The following is a 19,498-nucleotide window of genomic DNA, read 5'->3' on the forward strand; positions in this document are numbered from 1 at the left end:
GACGTCACCGTACCTAGGCTGTGCGTCATGGCCCTGCCGACGATCGACCCCGCCCTCTACGCCTACCCCGACGTGGACCGGGCCTGGGTCCGCGTGAACTTCGTGTCGAGCGTGGACGGCTCCGCCCAGGGCGCGGACGGCGTCTCCGGCACGCTCGGCACCGACGCCGACCAGGCCACCTTCGACCTCCTGCGCGACCTGTGCGACGTCGTCCTCGTGTCCGCCGGCACGGCGCGCGCCGAGGACTACGGTCCCGTCGACGACGGGGTGCTGGCCCTGGTGAGCCGCAGCCTCGACGTCCCCGAGCGTCTGCGCGTGCCCGGGGTCCTCGTCGTGGCTCCGGCCGACGTCGACGGGGATAAGATCGACGCGCTCGAGGCGGCCGGTGTCGAGGTGCTCAAGACCGGTGACGCGGACATCGACTGGCCCGCGGTGCTGGACGAGCTCGGTCGGCGCGGACTTCGCCGCGTGCTGTGCGAGGGCGGGCCGTCCCTGCTCGGCACGTTGACCACCCTGGACCTCGTGGACGAGCTGTGCCTGACGCTCTCGCCCGTGCTCGTGGCCGGGGAGGGCCGACGGATCTCCGTCAGCGACGAGACCACCGACGTGCCCCTCCGCCTCGCGCACGCGCTCGACGTCGAAGGGACCCTGCTCACCCGGTGGGTGCGCGACCGCTGACCTGATCGACGAGCACCGGCCAGGCGTGGCCGAAGGGCACCTCGTCGTGCTCGCCCAGCGCTGCCAGCACCGACGGCAGCATCGCCTTCGCCGTCCGCTTGTAGCCCAGCGAGCTGGGGTGGAACCGGTCGAGGCTGAACATCTCGTCCGGGTTGGTGACGAAGAACGGTCCGACGACGTCGGCGAGGGACACCACGTAGGCGCCGTGCTGCAGGGCCACCTCGCGCTGGGCCGACGCCAGCTGGCGTGACGCGCGGGCTCCGAGCGCGCGCAGTGGCTGCGGCACCGGGGTCAGCGCACCGAGGTCGGGGCACGTCCCCACCACGACGGCGCTGCCCTTCGCCCTCAGCGCCACGACACACTTCTCGAGGTGCCCGACCGACTCCGCCACCGGCACCCGGTGCGTCACGTCGTTGCCGCCCACCACGACGATCGTGACGTCGGGGACGTAGTCGAGCGGGAGGGTGGCCAGCTGCGCGTCCAGCATGCTGCTCTCGGACCCGACCACGGCCGCCGTGCGCAGGCGCACCGCCCGATCGGTCCGCTTGGCCACCTGACGCGCCAACCGGGCCCCCAGGGTGCCGCGTGGTCCGTCGGCACCCAGCCCGGCCGCGATCGAGTCGCCGAGGACCAGCAGGTCGATCGTGGCCCCGAGGCGCTTCTTGAAGACGCGGTCGGCGCGCGGCGCGTCCTCGCCCAGGGGCTTGCCGATCGCCTCGCGCGCCGTCGCCGCCTGGTGCTGCAGCACCGCCCGGGCACCGAGAGCAGCCGCCACGGCGGCCGTCGTCGTCACGAGCAGGCCGGTCGTCACCGCACGTCGCAGGTCCACAGGGTCGTTCCTCCCACACGCTCGTGAACGGGTGGACACTTGCACCTGAACGTAGGCTGGAGACATGTCCGACCAGGTGGAACAGACCAGCTACGACGTCGAGAAGTCCGACGAGGAGTGGCGCGCCGAGCTCAGCGCCGCCGAGTACCACGTGCTCCGCGAGGCAGGCACCGAGCGGCCCTTCAGCTCATCCTTCGAGACCGACACCACGAAGGCGGCGTACGCCTGCCGGGCGTGCGGCTCCGAGCTGTTCCGCAGCGACACCAAGTTCGACGCGCACTGCGGCTGGCCGGCGTTCTACGCCCCGCTCGCCGAGGACCGCGTGCAGTACATCGAGGACCGCTCGATGGGCATGCGCCGGGTCGAGGTCCGCTGCGCGAGCTGCGGCTCGCACCTCGGCCACGTGTTCGAGGGCGAGGGCTTCCCCACCCCCACCGACCAGCGCTTCTGCATCAACGGCATCAGCCTGACCCAGGTCCCCGACTGACCCTCGCCGCACCGTCGTGAGATCCGCCCGGTCGTCGGCACCCACTCACCCTGGTTCTCACCCACTCACCCTGGCGCGCACGCCATGGTGGGTGGGTGAAAGCCATGGTGGGCTCATGATTCCCATCAGTTGATGGGAATCGCGGCTACGGCCAGAGGGCGGTGAGGTCGGCGGGGTCGTGGCGACGGCCGGTGTAGAAGGGGATCTCCTCGCGGACGTGGCGGCGGGCGGTGCTGGCGCGCAGGTCGCGCATGAGGTCGACGATGCGGTGCAGGTCGTCGGCCTCGAACGCCAGGAGCCACTCGTAGTCGCCCAGCGCGAACGAGGCCACCGTGTTGGCGCGCACGTCGGGGTACGGGCGTGCCTGCATGCCGTGCTCCTTCAGCATGGCGCGGCGCTCCTCGTCCGGGAGCAGGTACCACTCGTAGGACCGCACGAAGGGGTACACGCACACCCAATCGCGGACCGTCTCGTCGGCCATGAAGGCGGGCACGTGCGACTTGTTGAACTCGGCCGGGCGGTGCAGTGCGGTCTGGGACCACACCGGCGCCATGCGTGAGCCGAGCGCGGTCCGCCGGAAGGCGTTGTAGGCCGCCTGGAGCGCCTCGGCGGTCTCGGCGTGCCACCAGACCATCAGGTCGGCGTCGGCACGCATGCCGCTCACGTCGTAGAACCCACGGACCACCACGTCGTCCCCCGCGAGACGCTCGACCAGCGCGTCGACCTCCGCTGCCTCGGCGGCACGGTCGGCGTCGCCGAGCACCCGCTCGAGCCTGAAGACCGACCACATCGTGTAGCGGATGGTCTCGTTGATCTCCTTGGCCAGCTTGCCCTGGTTCGGCAGACGTTCGCTCATGGGACCAGTCTCCCCCGCTCGACTACCGGGCCAGGAGGCGGGCGGCGGCCTCACGCGCCGACCCGATCACGGCGGGCACGCCGACGCCGCGGTAGGCCGCGCCGCAGACCTCGAGGCCGTCGACGCGGGCCACCGCGGCCTCGACGGTCGCCACGCGCGACAGGTGGCCGACGTCGTACTGCGGGAGCCCGCCGCCCCAGCGCTGCACGTGGGCGGCCTGCACGGACGGGAGCGAGCCGTAGGCCGCAGCGAGGTCGGTCAGCGCCAGGTGGGCGACCTCCTCGTCGTCCTGGTGGAGCACCCCCGTGTCGCCCGCGCGGCCGATCGACGCCCGCACGACCGTCCGGTCCCCGGCGAGCTCGGCCAGCCACGCCCACTTGTGGGTCGAGATGGTGGAGCCCTTGACGACCGTGCCGTCGATCGGCGGCACGAGGAACCCGGACCCCTCGACGTCGATCGGGCCGTCGAGCACGAAGGTCGCGATGGCCATGGAGGCGTAGTCGATCGCCGCGAGGGAGAACGCCGCCGGGGGCGCTGCCTCCGCGAGCAGCCGAGCGGCGGCCGGCGCGGGCGCGGCCACGATGACGGCGTCGACGGCCACGGTCTCGATGGCCGAGGTCGGGCCGACGTGGAGCTCCCAGCCGCCGTCGACCGGGGTGATCGCGCGGACGGTCGACCGCAGCCGGACGTCGAGGTCGCCGTGCTCGACGACCCGGTGCGGCAGGGTGCCCACCCCGCCGACGATCCCGGCGAACACCGGGGTCTCCAGGGTGCGGGTCTGCGCACGGGTCCGAGCGGCGCCCGCAAGGGGGTCCTCGCCGAGGGCGAGCACCTGCGGCGCCGCCGCCCGCAGCGACAACCGGTCGGCGTGCCCGGCGTAGACGCCACCGAGGAGCGGCTCGACCATGCGGTCCACCACCTCTCGGCCCAGACGCGGCTCCAGGAACGCGGTCACCGACACGTCGTCCTCGGGCACAGGGAGGGCATGGCCGACGGGCCGCTCGGCGACGATGCCCGAGGCCTCGAGGGCGTCGAGGTCCGCCGGGATGCCCATGACGGTCGGCGGCAGGGGCCGCAACGCGCCCCGGGTCCAGATCGACGCCGAGGTGGTCGCGGGATGGGTGAGCTCGGCACCCACGCGTGCCGCGAGGTCGACGGCCTCGGGGCGTCGCGCGAGCAGCGACTCGGCACCGACGTCGACCCGCAGGTCGCCCACCCGGTCGACGTGCAGCTTCCCGCCGATCCGGTCCGACCCCTCGAGCACGACGACGTCGCACCCGGCCTCGACCAGGTCGAGCGCTGCCGTCAGCCCGGCGATGCCGGCGCCCACCACCGCGACGCGCATCAGACCCGCTCGTACCCGTGCACGAAGTCCACCAGGCCCTTCACGGCGTCGGGGTCGGTCTGCGGGAGCACCCCGTGCCCCAGGTTGAAGACGTGACCACGGGCGCTGCGGCCGCGCTCGATGGCTGCCGCGGCCTTCGTGTGCAGCACGTCGGCCGGCGCGAAGAGCAGCGTCGGGTCCAGGTTGCCCTGCACCGACCGGTCCGGGCCGACCTTCTCGATCGCGCGGTCGAGGGGCACGCGCCAGTCCACGCCCACGACATCGGCGCCGACCTCGCCCATCTGGTCGAGCAGCTCACCCGTGCCGACACCGAAGTGGATGCGCGGCACGCCGAGGTCGGCCACCGACTCCAGCACCCGGCGCGAGTGAGGCGCCACGTAGGTCTCGTAGTCCGACGGCGACAACGTCCCGGCCCACGAGTCGAACAGCTGCACGGCCGACGCACCGGCCTCCACCTGGATCCGCAGGAAGTCCGCCGCGATGTGGGACAACCGCTCCAGCAGGTCGTTCCACAGGCCGGTCTGGGAGTACATGAGCTGCTTGGTGAGGCGGTGGTCCCGCGAGGGACCGCCCTCCACGAGGTAGGACGCCAGCGTGAAGGGCGCCCCGGCGAAGCCGATGAGCGGCGTCGTGCCCAGCTCGCCGACGAGGGCGCGGGCGGCGGCCGCGATGCTCTCGACGTCGTCGGGCTCGAGCCGACGCAGCTGCTCCAGCTGGCCCCGGCGGCGGATCGGGTCGGCGATGACCGGCCCGGTCCCGGGGACGATGTCGAGGTCGACGCCGATGGCCTTCAACGGCACGACGATGTCGGAGAAGAAGATCGCGGCGTCGACGCCGTAGCGTCGCACCGGCTGCATCGTGATCTCCACGACCAGGTCGGTCGAGAAGCACGAGTCGAGCATGGCCACGCCCTCGCGGATCTTCAGGTACTCGGGCAGGTGCCGGCCCGCCTGACGCATGAACCACACCGGGATGCGGCTCGTGGGCTCGCCACGGCAGGCGCGCAGGAAGTCGCTGTCGGCGGTGATGTCGGAGGGGGAGGTGCTCACCGGCCGATTCTCGCAGGGGTGCGGCGCAATGGTGCAGCCGCGGTGCCGGTGCCCTGCGTGTCGGGACCGCGACACGGCCCGGAGTGCCTACGATCGGCCTGTGGGCGTCCGCAGCGAGATCGATCACACTCCTCCAGCGTTCCTGGCTGCCCTGGAGCAGCTGCACGCCGCACCCGTGCGCCCGGAGGTCGCGATCGACGAGATCCCGGCCCCGCAGCGCATCGCGCCGCACGCCCACGCGCTCAGCGGCGACGTGGAGGTCGCCGGCGACGACGTCGCCACCGGGCGCTTCATCCTGCTCCACGACCCCGCCGGCAACGATGCCTGGAACGGCGAGTTCCGCTGCGTCACCTTCGCCCGCGCCGAGGTCGAGGCCGAGATGGCCGCCGACCCCGCCCTGGCCAGCGTCGGCTGGAGCTGGCTGGTCGACGCGCTCGAGACCCACGGCGGCACGCACACGGCAGCCAGCGGCAGTGTCACGGTCGTGACCACCGAGACGTTCGGCGAGATGGCCGACGACGCCGGGTCCGCCCAGGTCGAGGTGCGCGCGTCCTGGACACCCACCTCGGAGGTCGGCGCTCACGTCGCGGCCTGGTCCGAGCTGCTGTGCACCCTCGCCGGGCTGCCACCGCTGAGCCCTGGGGTGGTCCCGCTGCAGCGACGTCGAGGACGCCGTTGAGCTCGTCCGCGTCGGACACGCCAGGGAGCGAGGAGGTCGCTCCCCCGCTGCCGCGCCTGCAGCTGCGTGATCCGCTCCCCCCGGTCATCGACACCGTCGACGACTACGTCAACTACTGCGCCCGGGTCTCCCTCGGCTCCGGTCCGGTCGCCCTCGACGCCGAGCGCGCCTCCGGCTACCGCTACTCCCAGCGCGCCTACCTGGTCCAGGTGCGACGCGACGGCAGCGGCACCGGCCTGGTCGACCCCATCGCGTTCGACGACCTCACCGACCTCGACGAGGCGATCGGTGACGCGGAGTGGATCCTGCACGCCGCCACCCAGGACCTCCCGTGCCTGGCCGAGATCGGGCTCCGTCCCACCGCACTGTTCGACACCGAGCTCGCAGGACGCCTGCTGAACCTGCCCCGCGTCGGGCTGGCCTCCCTCGTGGAGCATTACCTCGGGCTCAGCCTGGCCAAGGAGCACTCCGCGGCCGACTGGTCGACCCGCCCGCTGCCCGAGCCGTGGCTCGAGTACGCCGCCCTCGACGTCGAGGTGCTCATCGAGCTGCGCAACCTGATCGAGGCCGACCTCGAGAAGTCCGGCAAGCGGGAGTGGGCAGCCCAGGACTTCGAGGCCCTGCTGTCGTTCACCGGGGCACCTCAGCGCGAGGAGCGCTGGCGTCGCACCTCCGGCATCCACCGGGCCCGCGGTCGTCGCACCCTGGGTCTCGTCCGGGCGATCTGGGAGGCCCGCGACCGCATCGCCGAGCAGCGTGACACCACCCCGGGGCGCATCCTGCCCGATGCCTCGATCCTCGAGATCGCCCGCGAGGCACCGCGCGACGCCTCCAGCCTCCGGCAGCTCTCGGTCATGCGCTCACGTGGTCCGCGCCGCTTCGTCCAGGAGTGGCTCGACGCCGTCGAGGAGGGTCTGGCCCTGGAGGAGGACGAGCTCCCGCACTCCACACCGCACCGCGACGGACCGCCCCCGCCGCGGGCCTGGGCCGACAAGCACCCCGAGGCCGCAGCACGTCTGGCCGCTGCGCGCGAGGCCGTCACGCGCATCGCCGAGGAGAACGACCTGCCGGCCGAGAACCTCATCTCCCCCGGCCTCGTCCGCGCCCTGGCCTGGGAGCCCCCGAGCACGCCCGACGTCGCGCACGTCGGCGACGCCCTGGCCGAGGCCGGCGCCCGTCCGTGGCAGGTCGAGCTCGTCGCGACCGACCTGGCCGCCGCCCTGCAGCCGTAGGCGATCTCACAGCCGCAGCCCTGTCAGGCAAGGCGAACCTGAGTAGCATGTCGTTGTGCTCGCCAACTTCCTGATCGGCCTGCGCGAGGGACTCGAGGCCAGCCTCGTCGTCAGCATCCTGTTGGCCTACCTCGTGCGGACCGACCGTCGCCACGACGCCCGGTACATCTGGCTCGGCGTCGGGGGTGCCATCGCGCTCGTGGTCGTGGTGTTCACGCTCGTCACGCTCGTGTTCGAGCAGCTTCCGTTCGTCTGGCAGGAGGCCGTCGGCGGGACCCTGTCGATCCTGGCCGCAGGCCTGGTCACGTGGATGATCTTCTGGATGCGACGCACCGCGCGGGGGCTCAAGCGCGAGCTCGAGGGAGAGCTCGCCCACGCCGTCGAGCTCGGTCCCCTGGCCATCGCCACCGTCGCGTTCCTCACCGTGGGCCGCGAGGGCCTGGAGACGGCGGCCATCATCTGGGCCACCATCTCGGGCAGCTACACCGCGCAACCCTTCGTCGGTGCGATCAGCGGCATCCTCGTGGCGGTCGTGCTCGGGTACCTGATCTATCGCGGCGCCCTGCGCATCAACCTCGCGACCTTCTTCACCGTCACCGGGGCACTGCTGGTCGTGGTGGCCGCCGGGGTCCTGGCCTACGGCATCCACGACCTGCAGGAGGCCGGCATCCTGCCCGGTCTCGGCACGCTCGCGTTCGACGTGTCCGGCACCATCCCGCCCGACAGCTGGTACGGCACCCTCCTGAAGGGCACCGTGAACTTCCAGCCGAACCCCACCGTGCTGCAGGTCGTCGCCTGGGTCGCGTACCTGGTCCCCGTGCTGTGGATCTACCTGCGTCCGCGTCGCACGACCTCGACCGTCGGCTCGGCGGCCTGATCCGGTGGCGGGCTACCCACCGGCCGATACGGTGGTGCCCATGCCAGCCCGGTGCCCGCGATGAGCGACTTCCATCGCCCGTCCCTGCCGGGGCAGAAGCTGTTCGAGGCGCTCGCACACGACACCGATCCCGCCGAGGTGGCTGCTGCGGGTCACCGCATCGCGCACCTGCTGGTGCGCGGCCCGCTGGACCGCGAGGACCGCGAGCTGGTCGACCGGGTGCTGCACCTCTCCGACGCCGAGGGACTCGGCGTCATCGCCGAGCTCTGGTCGCACGCCGCGCCCGACACGCTCTCGGGAGCCCTGTGGAGGTTGTACCTGCTGCGTGAGTGGGTCCACCGCCAGCCACGCCAGGCAGCCGCCGAGTTCGCCGCGGGCCGCGGCTTTGCCCCCGTCCACGAGGTGCTCGCCGGCGTCGTCGAGCCGCCCGGCGCCGACGAGGTCGTGGCGCTCGTGGACACCGTCGTCCGAGGCATCGTGGTCACCGACCTCGACGTCGTCCTCGACCGGGCGGCCGCCTTCGCGCACATCGTCGGCGTGGGTCGCGGCCAGCTCGACGACGGTGACGCGCACAGCGCGGCTCGGCTGCTCGACATGGCCCAGCACCTGCGCCGTTCGGCCGCGCTGGAGCGGTCTGGCTCGCTGCACTGACGGGGCGCCCCAGCCCCGCGTGGGATGTGTCACGAGGTCAGGTCGGCACGTCGCTTGTGTGGGCCGGCGAGCGAGTTAGGCTGGTGCACGCGCCGGGTCGGTGCAAGCCCCGGGTCCCAAATGAAGCCGCTACGAGCGGCCACGCGCCGTGAGGCGCTTCCCGGCCCGGCGCATCACCTCTCGGTCGGTCCCGACGCCTCAGGCAGGCGCGAAGGTCGTGTACGACTGACGTGCCGCGCCGATCTCCGACAGGGCCTGCAGGTCCCCTTCGGAGGGCACCCAGCCGACCGCGTCGGCGTTGGCCACGACCTGCTCCGGGCGGGTGGCGCCGGCGATCACGCTCGTCACGGCGTCCTGCGCCGCCAGTCCGCCTATGGCCACCTGCAGGAGGGTGAGGTCCCGCTCGTCGGCGAAGGTCTGCAGTGCCTCGATCCGTTCCCAGTCGGCCGAGGCGAGCCGCTCCGACTGCGCCGCGAGACGGGTCCCGGAGGGTGCGTCCTCACCGCGCCGGTACTTGCCGGTGAGCAGACCGTAGGCCAGCGGGAAGTACGGCAGCAGGCCGACGTCGAGCCGCTCGCACGCCGGGACGAGCTCCACCTCGGCCGTGCGGTTGTAGAGCGAGTACTCGTTCTGCGCGGTCGCGAAGCGCGCCAGGTCCGCGGACCGGCTGCGCCAGTCGGCGTCGACCAGCTGCCAGGCCTGGAAGTTCGAGCAGCCGATCGCGCGCACGGTGCCGGCCTGCACCAGGGCATCGAGCGCCTCCAGCGTCTCGTCGACCGGCGTCAGCGGGTCCGGGGTGTGCAGCTGGTAGAGGTCGAGGTGGTCGGTGCCCAGCCGGCGCAGGCTGGCCTCCACGGCCGTCCGGACGTACGCGGCGCTCCCCCGTCGGCCACCGTCGTCCCCGTTGCGGCCCTGCATGTTCATGCCGAACTTCGTGGCCACCACGACGTCGTCGCGTCGCGAGCCCAGCGCGGCGCCCAGCAGCTCCTCGCTCGCTCCCAGCCCGTAGGTGTCCGCCGTGTCGAAGAACGTCACGCCGCGGTCGATCGCGGCGTCGACGACCTCCTGCACCTGGTCGGCGTCGATCCGACTGCCGAAGGCGTTGCACCCGATGCCGACGACGGGCACCTGGATGCCGGAATGACCGAGGGGACGCTGCACGAGATCCATGCCCCCGAGACTAGGACCCCGAGCCGACGAGTGACCCCCTCGTGGCCGCGTCCACCGACTCCACGCGTACGTCACCTAGACTGCAGCGCATGCCTGGACCCCGTCGCACGCTGGCCGCCGCCGTGTGCGCCGCCGTCGTCGGGCTGTTCCTCGTGGCCGGTGTCGGGGTCGCTCAGGCGTCGCCGCAGCACAGGGCCACCACCGTGCACGCGTCGTCGGCCACGCACCACGCCGCCCACGTGCGGTCCACCGGCGACCACACCGACCACCGGGACCTGGACCTCTGGTCGCTCCCGCCGGCCGAGGCGGACCCGCTCCCCGAGCTCGAGCGCGGCGCGGCCCCGGCGCATGCCGTCGTGCCCGTACCCGCGCAGGCGGCGCCCCAGCTCGGGCGAGGTCCTCCGGCTGCCTGACGTCCCCGTCCAGCAGCCCGTCACCACCTCGAAAGTCCTCCCATGAGCAACCGTGCACCCCTGTGGCGCGCGATCGCGGCCTTCGCCGTCCTCGCCGCCTCCCTCGCCTTCGCGTACGTCAAGCCGGCCAACCTCGGACTGGACCTCGAGGGCGGCACCCAGATCGTCCTCGAGACCCAGAGCACCGACCGGATCGAGGCCGACGCCGAGTCCACCGCCCGCGCGCTGGAGGTCATCCGCGGTCGCGTCGACGCCCTCGGCGTGGCCGAGCCGACGCTGGCCCAGTCGGGCGACCGGCGCATCATCGTCGAGCTGCCGGGCGTCCAGGACCCCCGTGAGGCGGCCGAGGTCATCGGCCAGACCGCCCAGCTGTCGTTCCACGAGGTGCTGAGCCCGGCCACCGAGGGCCAGGAGCCCGAGGAGGGCCAGGTCGTCGCTGCCGACGAGCAGGGCCAGCCGCTCCTGCTCGGACCCACGGTGATCGACGGCGAGGGTGTCTCCGACGCCACCGCCGCGCAGCCGCAGAACAGCATCGGCCAGTGGGTCGTCAACGTCGACTTCGCCGGCGACGGCCGCACGGGCTGGCGCGACCTCGTCGCCGCGGCCTGCGCCAACACCGCGGGCGGGAACCGGGTCGCGATCCTGCTCGACCAGGACATCATCTCCTCCCCCGCCGTCCAGCCAGACCTGTGCACGTCGGGCGGTGGCAACAACACCAGCATCACCGGCAGCTTCACGCAGGCCGAGGCCGACGACCTCGCCGTGCTCATCAAGGGCGGCGCGCTCCCCGTGCCGGTCGAGGTCATCGAGCAGCGCACCGTCGGCGCGACCCTCGGTGCCGCCGCCATCGACGCCTCGATCGAGGCCGGCATCATCGGCATCATCCTGACCGGCCTGTTCATCGTGCTCGTCTACCGCGCCATCGGGTTCATGGCCACGCTCGGCCTGGCCTCGTACGCCGCCATCTCCTACGGCCTGCTCGTCTGGATCGGGGCCACCCTGACCCTGCCCGGGCTGGCCGGCTTCGTCCTGGCCATCGGCCTGGCGATCGACGCCAACGTGCTCGTGTTCGAGAGAGCGCGTGAGGAGTACGAGAAGAACGGCAACCTCCACCTGTCGCTGACGACCGGCTTCAACAAGGCGTGGTCGGCCATCCTCGACTCGAACGTCACCACGATCCTCGCCGCGGCGCTGCTGTTCGTCCTGGCGTCCGGCCCGGTCAAGGGGTTCGGCGTGACGCTGACCATCGGCACGATCGCGTCGATGTTCTCGGCGCTGGTCGTCGCGCGGGTGCTCACCGAGTGGGCCGTGAAGCGATCCGTGCTGCGCAAGCGTCCGGGCGTCACCGGCATCGCCAACACCGGCCCCGTGCGCAAGTGGCTCAACGAGCGCGGCCCCGACCTGATGAAGCGCAGCGGCACGTGGATCGCCATCACGCTGGTCGTCGCCGGTGTCTCCATCAGCGGCATCCTGCTGCGCGGGCTCAACCTCGGGGTCGAGTTCACCGGCGGCCGGATCCTGGAGTTCTCCACCGCCCAGACGGCCGACGTCGAGGACGTCCGCACGGCCGTCTCCGACGCGGGCTTCCCGCGTGCCGTCGTGCAGGAGTCGTCCGGTGACGGACAGAGCGAGAACGTCACCGTCCGGCTCGACGACATCTCCAACGAGGAGGCCGTCCAGGTCGAGGAGGCGGTCGAGACCGTGGCCGGCGAGGCCACCAAGGAGAGGGACGAGCTGATCGGCCCGAGCCTGGGCAAGGAGCTGCGCGACAAGGCGCTCATCGCCTTCGGCATCGCGATCGCCGCCCAGATGCTCTACCTCGCGTGGCGGTTCCGCTGGACCTACGCGGTCTCGGCCCAGCTGTCCATGGCATCGGTGGTGCTGACGGTCGTCGGCATCTTCGCCTGGTGGGGCAAGCCGATCGACGGCGTGTTCCTGGCTGCGGTCCTCTCGATCATCGGCCTCGCGGTCAACGACACCATCGTGGTCTTCGACCGCATCCGCGAGCACACCGGCGAGAACCGCGGCCGCAGGCTGCGCGAGGTCGTGAACGAGGCGATCCTCCAGACGATCCCCCGCACCGTGAACACCGGCCTCGGCGCCATGTTCATCCTGGCGGCGCTGGCGGTGCTCGGTGGCGACTCGCTCACCGACTTCGCGCTCGCCCTGCTCCTCGGCCTGTCGATCGGCATCCTGTCGACGATCTTCACCGCGTCCGCCCTGGCGGTCGTGCTGGAGGAGCGCTGGCCGCACGACCCGGAGCGGAAGCCCAAGGTCGTCGACAAGTACGCGCAGATCGACGACGGACGCAGCGCCGACGGCGCCGTCGTCTGAACCGACCCCCGTCGAGGAGCTGCCGCCCGCCCACGTGGTGACGGCGGCAGCGCCTCGGGGTCGGCCGCATCGGCCGGGTGGCAGGATGAGCAGCATGCGCATCGCGAATCACGTGGTCGACCTCGTGGGCGGCACCCCGCTCGTGAAGTTGTCCAGCGTCGTCCCGGCAGGATCTGCCCTGGTGGCGGCCAAGATCGAGTACCTCAACCCCGGCGGCAGCTCCAAGGACCGCATCGCCGTCAAGATGGTCGACGAGGCCGAGGCCTCCGGTGCCCTCAAGCCCGGCGGGGTCATCGTCGAGCCGACGTCGGGCAACACCGGGGTCGGGCTCGCGCTGGTGGCCCAGCAGCGCGGCTACACCTGCATCTTCGTGTGCCCCGACAAGGTCAGCGAGGACAAGCGCAACACCCTGCGCGCCTACGGGGCCGAGGTCGTCGTGTGCCCCACGGCCGTGCCGCCCGAGCACCCCGACAGCTACTACAACGTCTCCGACCGCCTGGTGCGCGAGACCCCGAACGCCTGGAAGCCCGACCAGTACTCCAACCCGGCCGGGCCTGCCTCGCACTACGAGACGACCGGTCCGGAGATCTGGGCCGACACCGACGGCACCGTCACCCACTTCGTCGCCGGCGTCGGGACCGGCGGCACCATCACCGGCGCCGGGCGGTACCTCAAGGAGGTCTCCGGCGGCGCGGTGAAGGTCATCGGCGCCGACCCCGAGGGGTCGGTGTACTCCGGCGGGACGGGCCGCCCGTACCTCGTGGAGGGCGTGGGCGAGGACTTCTGGCCGAGTGCCTACGACCCCGAGATCGCCGACGAGATCATCGCCGTCTCCGACGCCGACGCGTTCGACATGACGCGTCGCCTCGCCCGCGAGGAGGGCCTGCTCGTCGGCGGCTCCTGCGGCATGGCCGTCGTCGCCGCCCTCAAGGTCGCCGAGCGTGAGGGTCCCGACGCCGTCGTCGTCGTGCTGCTGCCCGACGGGGGCCGCGGGTACCTGTCCAAGATCTTCAACGACGACTGGATGTCGTCCTACGGGTTCCTCCGCGAGCCGCTCGACGGCCGGACCGACCGTCCCAGCGTCGGCGACGTGCTGCGCCGCAAGAGCGGCGACCTGCCGGCACTCGTGCACACGCACCCGTCCGAGACCATCCGCGACGCCATCGAGATCCTGCGCGAGTACGGGGTCTCCCAGATGCCCGTCGTCGGCGCGGAGCCGCCCGTCGTCATCGGTGAGGTGGCGGGCAGCGTCAGCGAGCGCACGCTCATCAGCGCCGTCTTCGAGGGCCGGGCCGCCCTCACCGACCCGGTCTCCAAGCACATGGAGGCCCCGCTCCCCCTGCTGGGCGCGAACGAGGACCTCGACGCGGCCCTCGAGGCACTCGGCGAGAGCGACGCCGTCATGGTCATCGAGGACGGCAAGCCGCTGGGCGTCCTCACCCGCCACGACCTCCTGGGGGTTCACGTATGAGCAACGACAGCACTGACCGCCGCCCAGGGCCCGGCACCCCTGCCGGGGCCCGCGACCCGCGCGGCTTCGCGACCCGTGCCATCCACGCCGGCCACGAGCCCGACCCGGCCACGGGTGCGGTCAACGTCCCGATCTACGCCTCCAGCACCTTCGCCCAGGACGGCGTCGGCGGCATGCGCGGCGGCTACGAGTACGCCCGCACCGGCAACCCCACGCGCGCGGCCCTCGAGGCCAACCTCGCGTCGTTGGAGGACGGCCGGCACGGCCGGGCGTTCTCGTCCGGCATGGCCGCCACGGACGCCGCCCTGCGGACCCTGCTGCGTCCCGGCGACCACCTCGTGATCCCCGACGACGCCTACGGCGGGACCTTCCGGCTCATCGACAAGGTGTTCACGCAGTGGGGCATCTCCTACACCCCCGTGGCCGTCAACGACGTCGACGCGGTGCGCGCCGCGATCACGTCCGCCACCAAGGTCGTGTGGGTCGAGACGCCCACCAACCCGCTGCTCAACATCGCCGACATCGAGCGCGTGGCCGAGGTCGCCCACGACGCAGGCGCGACGTTCGTGGTCGACAACACGTTCGCCTCGCCCTACCTGCAGCAGCCGTTGAGGCTCGGTGCCGACGTGGTGCTGCACTCGACCACCAAGTACCTGGGCGGCCACTCCGACGTCGTGGGTGGCGCGCTCGTGACCGACGACGCAGAGCTCGACGCCGGGTTCGGCTTCCTGCAGAACGGTGCAGGCGGGGTCCCAGGTCCGTTCGACGCCTACCTGACGTTGCGCGGCGCCAAGACGCTCGCGGTCCGCATGGAGCAGCACTGCACCAACGCCGAGGCGGTCGTCGACCTGCTCGTCGGCCATCCCGCCGTGACCTCGGTCCTGTACCCGGGTCTGCCGGACCACCCGGGCCACGAGGCAGCCGCACGGCAGATGCGCCGGTTCGGCGGCATGGTGTCGCTGCGCCTGGCCGGAGGACGTCAGGCCGCGCTCGACCTGTGCTCCAGCACGAGCATCTTCACCCTGGCCGAGAGCCTCGGCGGCATCGAGTCCCTGATCGAGCACCCCGGCGCGATGACCCACGCCTCCACGGCAGGTTCCGTGCTCGAGGTCCCCGACGACCTGGTGCGTCTCAGCGTGGGCATCGAGGACACCGCCGACCTGCTGGCCGACCTCGAGCAGGCGCTCGCCTGAGCGGGCCGCGACGTCGGGTCAGCCGACGTCGCGGGCCCGCTCGGCCTCGGAGGGCGTGACCATGTCGACCTCGAGCTCCTCGCGCTCGAGGTCGGCGAACAGGTCCTGCTCGTCGACCGCCGCCGACGGCGAGGACGCGGCCGGCTCCGCCTCGGGCGCCGCCGCGGGCTCGACCTGCGGCGTTGCGTCGGCGGCGAGCTCGGGGGCGTTCAGCTTCCGCACGTGCGTGTCCTCGATGGTGGCGATGCTGCCGAGCTGGGCGGCCTCGTCGACGGCGTCGAGCTTGCGGGCGGTGGAGATGACCTGGCGATCGAGCGAGCCGACGAGCTTGTTGTAGTCGTCGACGGAGCGCTCGATCGTGCGGCCGAGCTTGGACACGTGGCCCGAGAGCGTGCCGAGGCGCTTGTAGAGCTCGCGGCCGAGCGCGACGAGCTCGAGCGCGTTCTCGGCCATCTGCTCCTGCTTCCAGGTGAGCGCGACGGTCTTGAGCACGGCCCAGAGGTTGACCGGGGTCGCCAGCGCGATGCCCTGGCTGTAGGCGTGCTCCATGAGGCCGGGATCGGCGTCGAGCGCGTCGTTGAGGATCGCCTCGTTGGGGATGAACGCGATCGTGAACTCGGGACTCTCCTCCAGCCCGGTCCAGTACTGCTTGGAGGCGAGGGTGTCGACGTGCGACTTGACGGCCCGGGCGTGCTGGAGGCGGACCTGCTTGCGCCGGTCGTCGTCGAGCTCGTCGCGGTAGGCCTCGATGAACGCGCGGTACGGCACCTTGGCGTCGATCGCCAGGCGCTTGCCCCCGGGCAGGTTGATGACCATGTCGGGGCGGCGCGCACCGCTGTCGGCCGTGATCGACTCCTGCACCGAGTAGTCGATCCGGTTGAGCAGCCCGGCCGACTCCACGAGCGTGCGGAGCTGGGTCTCGCCGTAGGTGCCGCGGACGGCGTTGTTGCTCAGGGCGGCGGACAGCGCCTCGGCCGCCTGCTTGGACTGCGCCGCCGTCTCGCGGGTGACGCGGAGCTGCTCGGCCAGCTGGCCGTGCTGCTCGGCGCGCTGCTGCTCCAGCTCGTCGACCTTGGCCTGCATGCCCTTGAGCTGGGCGGCCACGGGCGCCAGCTGCTGCAGCACCTTGCTCTCGGCGGCGCCGGAGGCCTCCCGCTTCTGCTCCTCGCGCCGGTGACGCTCCACCGCGTCGCGGTACTGCTGCTGCGCGGCGCCCACCTGCTCACGCAGCTCCTTGGCCTCCGCCGCGACCGCGGCCAGACGCGCCTCCACCGCGGCGCGCGCCGAGGCGAGGGAGCTCTCGAGCTGCGCCTGCTCGACGGCGGCCGCGTGCCGGACCTCGGCCAGCTGCACCTGGGCGTCGTGCCGGAGCTCGCTGACCTCGGCGGTGTGCCGCGCCTCGACCACGGCGGGGTCCTCGTGACCGCAGACGACGTCCTGCCGACGCGAACGATCCACCAGGGCACCGATCACCGAACCGAGCGCGATGCCCACCAGCAGACCGAGCAGAAGTGCCGTCGAGGAAGCCATGGCCCGAGTCTCCCAACCAGGACCGACAGAAGCGTGGAGGCGTGCCGTGGCCCGGCGCGTGGACCCGCCCGACGTGACCCGAACGCCCTCGCGGGGCTCGAACGGGTGGGTCGCCCCCTCTACCCTGGACGCCATGCCCGACTCCCCCGACACCCGCGAGCGCTCGTTCCTGAGCGGACTGTCGTGGTTCCAGGTCCTGGCCGGCGCTCTCGCCGCGATGACGTCGGCCTGGGTCGCCTCGGCGCTGGGCGTGGGCGGCACCATCATCGGTGCGGCGCTCGGCAGCCTCGTCGTGACGATCACGTCGACCTTCTACGCCAGCACGCTCGACCGTGGCCGCACCCTCATCGTCCAGACCGACAGCGGCACGTTCGTCGAGACCGACGTCGAGCCCGGTCACACCGCCGAGGCGCTCGCCGCCGTGAGTGAGGCCACCCACGAGCAGGTCAGGGGCGCCGAGGTGGTCGAGGACCCTCGTCGGTCCTTCCGCTGGAAGACGGTCGCGCTCACCACGGCGATCATCCTGGCGGTGTCCGGGCTCGCGATGGGCGCCTACGAGATCGTCACCGACAAGGCCTACGGCTCCGATCCCGACAACGCCCGGATCGGCAACCCGTTCGGCGGTGGGAGCAAGGCCGAGCCCACCGAGGACGCCGAGCCGCAGGAGTCCTCGTCGCCCGACCCGGCCGCCACGCCGACGCCGACCCGCCGCCCCACGGCCACCGCGACGCCCACCCCGACGGCGACCCCCACGCCCACGCCCGCGCCGACCGCCACGGCCACCACCGAGCCACCCGTCGACCAGGAATGAACGGGCCCGACCCGACGTTGACCAGCGCGATCACGACCACGTGACCTCTGGGAGGAGGACCCCATGACCATCTACCTGACCCCGAACCTGTCCGACGAGAAGATCGCTGCGATGGACGCCTTCGAGGCCTTCCGCCTGGGTGAGGAGCTGTTCGACTCGCGCTACCCCCGCGACGCCGTGCGGGTCCTGCGGCGTGTGGTCGACGAGGTGCCCGACAACGCGTCGGCCTGGGAGCTGCTCGCGCGCTCGCACTTCGCCGCGGCGCAGCTGGCACCCGCGGAGGCCGCCTTCCGTCGGCTCATCGCGCTCGAGCCCACGAGCGGCTGGGCGCACACGGCCCTCGGCCTGACGCTGGACCGGCAGAGCCGCCACCGCGAGGGGGCGGCGATGCACCGCCTCGCGGCGGCCCTGGGCGAGTCGGCGCGCGACGCCACCCGCGTGGAGCTGGTCGACCGGCCGGGCACCTGAGTCGTGGCCGACCCGAACCCTCCGTCCGGCGGGCACCCGTGAGTCCGTGGGTGCCCGTCGCGGTCGGTGCCGCGGCGGCGCTGCTGCCGTGGGGCTGGGGGCCCGGCCGACACGTCGTCACCCTCGTGCACGAGGCCGGGCACGCCCTCGTCGCGGTGCTGACCGGACGTCGGCTCAACGGCGTGCGTCTGCACCGTGACACCTCCGGGCTCACCACGTCGGTCGGACGTCCGCGCGGGCCGGGCATGGTCGCGACGGCGGCGGCCGGGTACCTGTCCCCCACCGCCCTGGGCCTCGGGATGCTCGCCACGGCTGCGCTCGGCAGCACCGCCTGGGCGCTGTGGATCGCCCTGGCCGTCGTGACCGGCATGCTGGTCTTCATCCGCAACTGGTTCGGCCTGCTCGTCGTGGGCCTCGCCGCGCTGGTCGTGGGCTACCTCGTCTGGCGCACCGACGAGGGGGTCCAGCAGCTCGCCGTCGTGGCCCTCGCCTCCTTCCTGCTCGTGGGCGGGCCGCGCACGACGGTCGAGCTGTGGTCGAGCCGACGTCGCTCCCGCTCCGCCACGTCGGACGCCGACGTGCTGGCCCGCCTCACGCACCTCCCCGCGACGCTCTGGAACGCCGTGTTCGTGGTCGTCACCACGACGGCCCTCCTGCCCGCATGGCACCTGCTGCGCGGTCTCGACGGGCTGGGCTGAGAGCACGTCGTCGTCGGGGTGCTTGGATGAGGCGGTGACCGACGGACCCATGACGACCCCATCCTTCTTCGAGGTCGAGGCCCGACTCGACGGGCGGGCCGGACGCACCGGCACCATCACGACCGCCCACGGCACCATCCGGACACCAGCCTTCGTCCCGGTGGGCACCAAGGCCACGGTCAAGGCGGTGCTGCCGGAGGCCATGGCCGAGCTGGGCGCCCAGGCGCTGCTCGCGAACGCCTACCACCTCTACCTCCAGCCCGGCGACGACGTCGTGGAGGCCGCCGGCGGACTCGGCCGCTTCATGGGGTGGGACGGCCCCACGTTCACCGACTCCGGCGGCTTCCAGGTGATGAGCCTCGGCTCCGGCTACCGCAAGACCCTGTCGATGGACGCGTCCACGGACGCCGCCGACGTGATCGCCACGGACAAGGACCGCCTGGCCCACGTCGACGAGGAGGGCGTCACGTTCCGCAGCCACCTCGACGGATCCACGCACCGCTTCACGCCCGAGGTGTCGATGGGCATCCAGCACCGCCTGGGTGCCGACATCATCTTCGCCTTCGACGAGCTCACGACCCTGCTCGACTCCCGGACCTACCAGGAGGAGGCGCTCGCCCGCACTCAGGCCTGGGCAGCCCGCTGCCTGGCCGAGCACGGCCGACTCTCGGCCGAGCGCGCGTCGCGACCCGGCCCCTCCGCCGGCCCCTCCGGCCGCCCCGGGCCC

The 19,498-nt window shown here is 72.5% G+C and carries 20 protein-coding genes; 14 read left to right on the plus strand and 6 right to left on the minus strand.

Annotated features, from left to right (window positions below):
* Positions 1-27 precede the first annotated feature (27 nt).
* Entirely contained in the window at positions 28-678 is a 651-nt protein-coding gene (locus NUV38_RS13980) for a dihydrofolate reductase family protein (RefSeq protein ID WP_257729706.1), read from the plus strand.
* Here NUV38_RS13980 and NUV38_RS13985 read toward each other — a convergent pair.
* Positions 653-1,507 carry an SGNH/GDSL hydrolase family protein gene (locus tag NUV38_RS13985; protein ID WP_257729707.1) on the minus strand — a complete coding sequence of 285 codons (855 nt, stop codon included), beginning with the start codon at positions 1,505-1,507 and terminating at the stop codon, positions 653-655. The two genes, NUV38_RS13980 and NUV38_RS13985, sit on opposite strands and share 26 nt — an antisense overlap.
* Before the next feature lie 64 nt (positions 1,508-1,571).
* On the opposite strand from NUV38_RS13985, the gene msrB reads away from it, so the two are divergent.
* Positions 1,572-1,994: a peptide-methionine (R)-S-oxide reductase MsrB gene (gene msrB / locus NUV38_RS13990; protein ID WP_056576463.1), complete on the plus strand. Its 423-nt coding sequence runs from the start codon at positions 1,572-1,574 to the stop codon at positions 1,992-1,994.
* 145 nt (positions 1,995-2,139) lie between these two features.
* Here the strand turns inward: msrB and hemQ are convergent, their stop codons facing one another.
* The 3 genes from hemQ to hemE are packed head-to-tail and all read right to left on the minus strand — an operon-like array spanning position 2,140 to position 5,244.
* Complete coding sequence (hemQ, locus tag NUV38_RS13995) at positions 2,140-2,850, minus strand: hydrogen peroxide-dependent heme synthase (RefSeq protein WP_257729708.1); 711 nt, start codon at positions 2,848-2,850, stop codon at positions 2,140-2,142.
* Positions 2,851-2,872: 22 nt separating this feature from the next.
* On the minus strand, positions 2,873-4,195 hold the full coding sequence (gene hemG / locus NUV38_RS14000; protein WP_308219701.1) for a protoporphyrinogen oxidase: 1,323 nt from the start codon (positions 4,193-4,195) through the stop codon (positions 2,873-2,875).
* Complete coding sequence (gene hemE, locus NUV38_RS14005; protein ID WP_257729709.1) at positions 4,195-5,244, minus strand: uroporphyrinogen decarboxylase; 1,050 nt, start codon at positions 5,242-5,244, stop codon at positions 4,195-4,197. The genes hemG and hemE overlap by 1 nt, the downstream gene beginning before the upstream one ends.
* A gap of 100 nt (positions 5,245-5,344) precedes the next feature.
* Here hemE and NUV38_RS14010 point away from each other — a divergent pair, with 100 nt between their 5' ends.
* Genes NUV38_RS14010 through NUV38_RS14025 form a run of 4 tightly spaced genes read left to right on the plus strand, consistent with a single transcriptional unit; the run spans position 5,345 to position 8,683 of the window.
* Positions 5,345-5,923, plus strand: a complete 579-nt coding sequence (locus tag NUV38_RS14010) for a DUF3000 domain-containing protein (RefSeq protein WP_257729710.1) — start codon at positions 5,345-5,347, stop codon at positions 5,921-5,923.
* The gene (locus NUV38_RS14015; protein ID WP_257729711.1) at positions 5,920-7,155 is read left to right on the plus strand and encodes an HRDC domain-containing protein; all 1,236 of its coding nucleotides are present in this window, start codon (positions 5,920-5,922) and stop codon (positions 7,153-7,155) included. Before NUV38_RS14010 ends, NUV38_RS14015 begins: the two co-directional genes overlap by 4 nt.
* Before the next feature lie 55 nt (positions 7,156-7,210).
* Entirely contained in the window at positions 7,211-8,032 is an 822-nt protein-coding gene (efeU, locus tag NUV38_RS14020; protein WP_257729712.1) for an iron uptake transporter permease EfeU, read from the plus strand.
* Positions 8,033-8,092: 60 nt separating this feature from the next.
* Positions 8,093-8,683, plus strand: a complete 591-nt coding sequence (locus NUV38_RS14025) for a hypothetical protein (RefSeq protein ID WP_257729713.1) — start codon at positions 8,093-8,095, stop codon at positions 8,681-8,683.
* Positions 8,684-8,881: 198 nt separating this feature from the next.
* Here the strand turns inward: NUV38_RS14025 and NUV38_RS14030 are convergent, their stop codons facing one another.
* Positions 8,882-9,853, minus strand: a complete 972-nt coding sequence (locus NUV38_RS14030) for an aldo/keto reductase (RefSeq protein ID WP_257729714.1) — start codon at positions 9,851-9,853, stop codon at positions 8,882-8,884.
* An 89-nt stretch (positions 9,854-9,942) separates the two neighbouring features.
* On the opposite strand from NUV38_RS14030, the gene NUV38_RS14035 reads away from it, so the two are divergent.
* From NUV38_RS14035 to NUV38_RS14050, 4 genes are all read left to right on the plus strand, one after another.
* The gene (locus NUV38_RS14035) at positions 9,943-10,266 is read left to right on the plus strand and encodes a hypothetical protein (protein ID WP_257729715.1); all 324 of its coding nucleotides are present in this window, start codon (positions 9,943-9,945) and stop codon (positions 10,264-10,266) included.
* A gap of 42 nt (positions 10,267-10,308) precedes the next feature.
* Positions 10,309-12,600 (plus strand): protein translocase subunit SecD, encoded by a 2,292-nt coding sequence (secD, locus tag NUV38_RS14040; protein ID WP_257729716.1) that lies wholly within the window; start codon positions 10,309-10,311, stop codon positions 12,598-12,600.
* A gap of 94 nt (positions 12,601-12,694) precedes the next feature.
* Positions 12,695-14,071, plus strand: coding sequence for a cystathionine beta-synthase (locus NUV38_RS14045; RefSeq protein ID WP_257729717.1), 1,377 nt, complete (start codon positions 12,695-12,697; stop codon positions 14,069-14,071).
* Positions 14,068-15,264: a cystathionine gamma-synthase gene (locus tag NUV38_RS14050; protein WP_257729718.1), complete on the plus strand. Its 1,197-nt coding sequence runs from the start codon at positions 14,068-14,070 to the stop codon at positions 15,262-15,264. Before NUV38_RS14045 ends, NUV38_RS14050 begins: the two co-directional genes overlap by 4 nt.
* An 18-nt stretch (positions 15,265-15,282) precedes the next feature.
* Here NUV38_RS14050 and rmuC read toward each other — a convergent pair whose 3' ends face one another.
* Positions 15,283-16,794: a DNA recombination protein RmuC gene (gene rmuC / locus NUV38_RS14055; RefSeq protein WP_257729719.1), complete on the minus strand. Its 1,512-nt coding sequence runs from the start codon at positions 16,792-16,794 to the stop codon at positions 15,283-15,285.
* Positions 16,795-16,927: 133 nt separating this feature from the next.
* Here rmuC and NUV38_RS14060 point away from each other — a divergent pair, with 133 nt between their 5' ends.
* From NUV38_RS14060 to NUV38_RS14075, 4 genes are all read left to right on the plus strand, one after another.
* Positions 16,928-17,605, plus strand: a complete 678-nt coding sequence (locus NUV38_RS14060; protein WP_257729720.1) for a hypothetical protein — start codon at positions 16,928-16,930, stop codon at positions 17,603-17,605.
* A 63-nt stretch (positions 17,606-17,668) separates the two neighbouring features.
* Positions 17,669-18,073 carry a tetratricopeptide repeat protein gene (locus NUV38_RS14065; RefSeq protein WP_257729721.1) on the plus strand — a complete coding sequence of 135 codons (405 nt, stop codon included), beginning with the start codon at positions 17,669-17,671 and terminating at the stop codon, positions 18,071-18,073.
* 38 nt (positions 18,074-18,111) lie between these two features.
* A complete protein-coding gene (locus tag NUV38_RS14070) occupies positions 18,112-18,771 on the plus strand; it encodes a M50 family metallopeptidase (RefSeq protein WP_257729722.1) in 660 nt (219 codons plus the stop codon).
* Between the two features lie 49 nt (positions 18,772-18,820).
* The coding region (locus NUV38_RS14075; protein ID WP_257729723.1) for a tRNA guanosine(34) transglycosylase Tgt at positions 18,821-19,498 on the plus strand (678 nt) is incomplete at its 3' end.

Origin of the sequence: Aeromicrobium sp. 50.2.37, from assembly GCF_024655735.1 — a bacterium.
Classification (GTDB): Bacteria; Actinomycetota; Actinomycetes; order Propionibacteriales; family Nocardioidaceae; genus Aeromicrobium.

Bases quoted from the DNA above. Each gene is read 5' to 3' on its own strand.
- NUV38_RS13980 (WP_257729706.1), top strand. From the start codon at position 28: ATGGCCCTGCCGACGATCGACCCCGCCCTCTACGCCTACCCCGACGTG.
- msrB (WP_056576463.1), top strand. From the start codon at position 1,572: ATGTCCGACCAGGTGGAACAGACCAGCTACGACGTCGAGAAGTCCGAC.
- hemQ (WP_257729708.1), bottom strand. From the start codon at position 2,850: ATGAGCGAACGTCTGCCGAACCAGGGCAAGCTGGCCAAGGAGATCAAC.
- hemG (WP_308219701.1), bottom strand. From the start codon at position 4,195: ATGCGCGTCGCGGTGGTGGGCGCCGGCATCGCCGGGCTGACGGCAGCG.
- NUV38_RS14025 (WP_257729713.1), top strand. From the start codon at position 8,093: ATGAGCGACTTCCATCGCCCGTCCCTGCCGGGGCAGAAGCTGTTCGAG.
- NUV38_RS14030 (WP_257729714.1), bottom strand. From the start codon at position 9,853: ATGGATCTCGTGCAGCGTCCCCTCGGTCATTCCGGCATCCAGGTGCCC.
- NUV38_RS14035 (WP_257729715.1), top strand. From the start codon at position 9,943: ATGCCTGGACCCCGTCGCACGCTGGCCGCCGCCGTGTGCGCCGCCGTC.
- secD (WP_257729716.1), top strand. From the start codon at position 10,309: ATGAGCAACCGTGCACCCCTGTGGCGCGCGATCGCGGCCTTCGCCGTC.
- NUV38_RS14045 (WP_257729717.1), top strand. From the start codon at position 12,695: ATGCGCATCGCGAATCACGTGGTCGACCTCGTGGGCGGCACCCCGCTC.
- NUV38_RS14050 (WP_257729718.1), top strand. From the start codon at position 14,068: ATGAGCAACGACAGCACTGACCGCCGCCCAGGGCCCGGCACCCCTGCC.
- rmuC (WP_257729719.1), bottom strand. From the start codon at position 16,794: ATGGCTTCCTCGACGGCACTTCTGCTCGGTCTGCTGGTGGGCATCGCG.
- NUV38_RS14060 (WP_257729720.1), top strand. From the start codon at position 16,928: ATGCCCGACTCCCCCGACACCCGCGAGCGCTCGTTCCTGAGCGGACTG.
- NUV38_RS14065 (WP_257729721.1), top strand. From the start codon at position 17,669: ATGACCATCTACCTGACCCCGAACCTGTCCGACGAGAAGATCGCTGCG.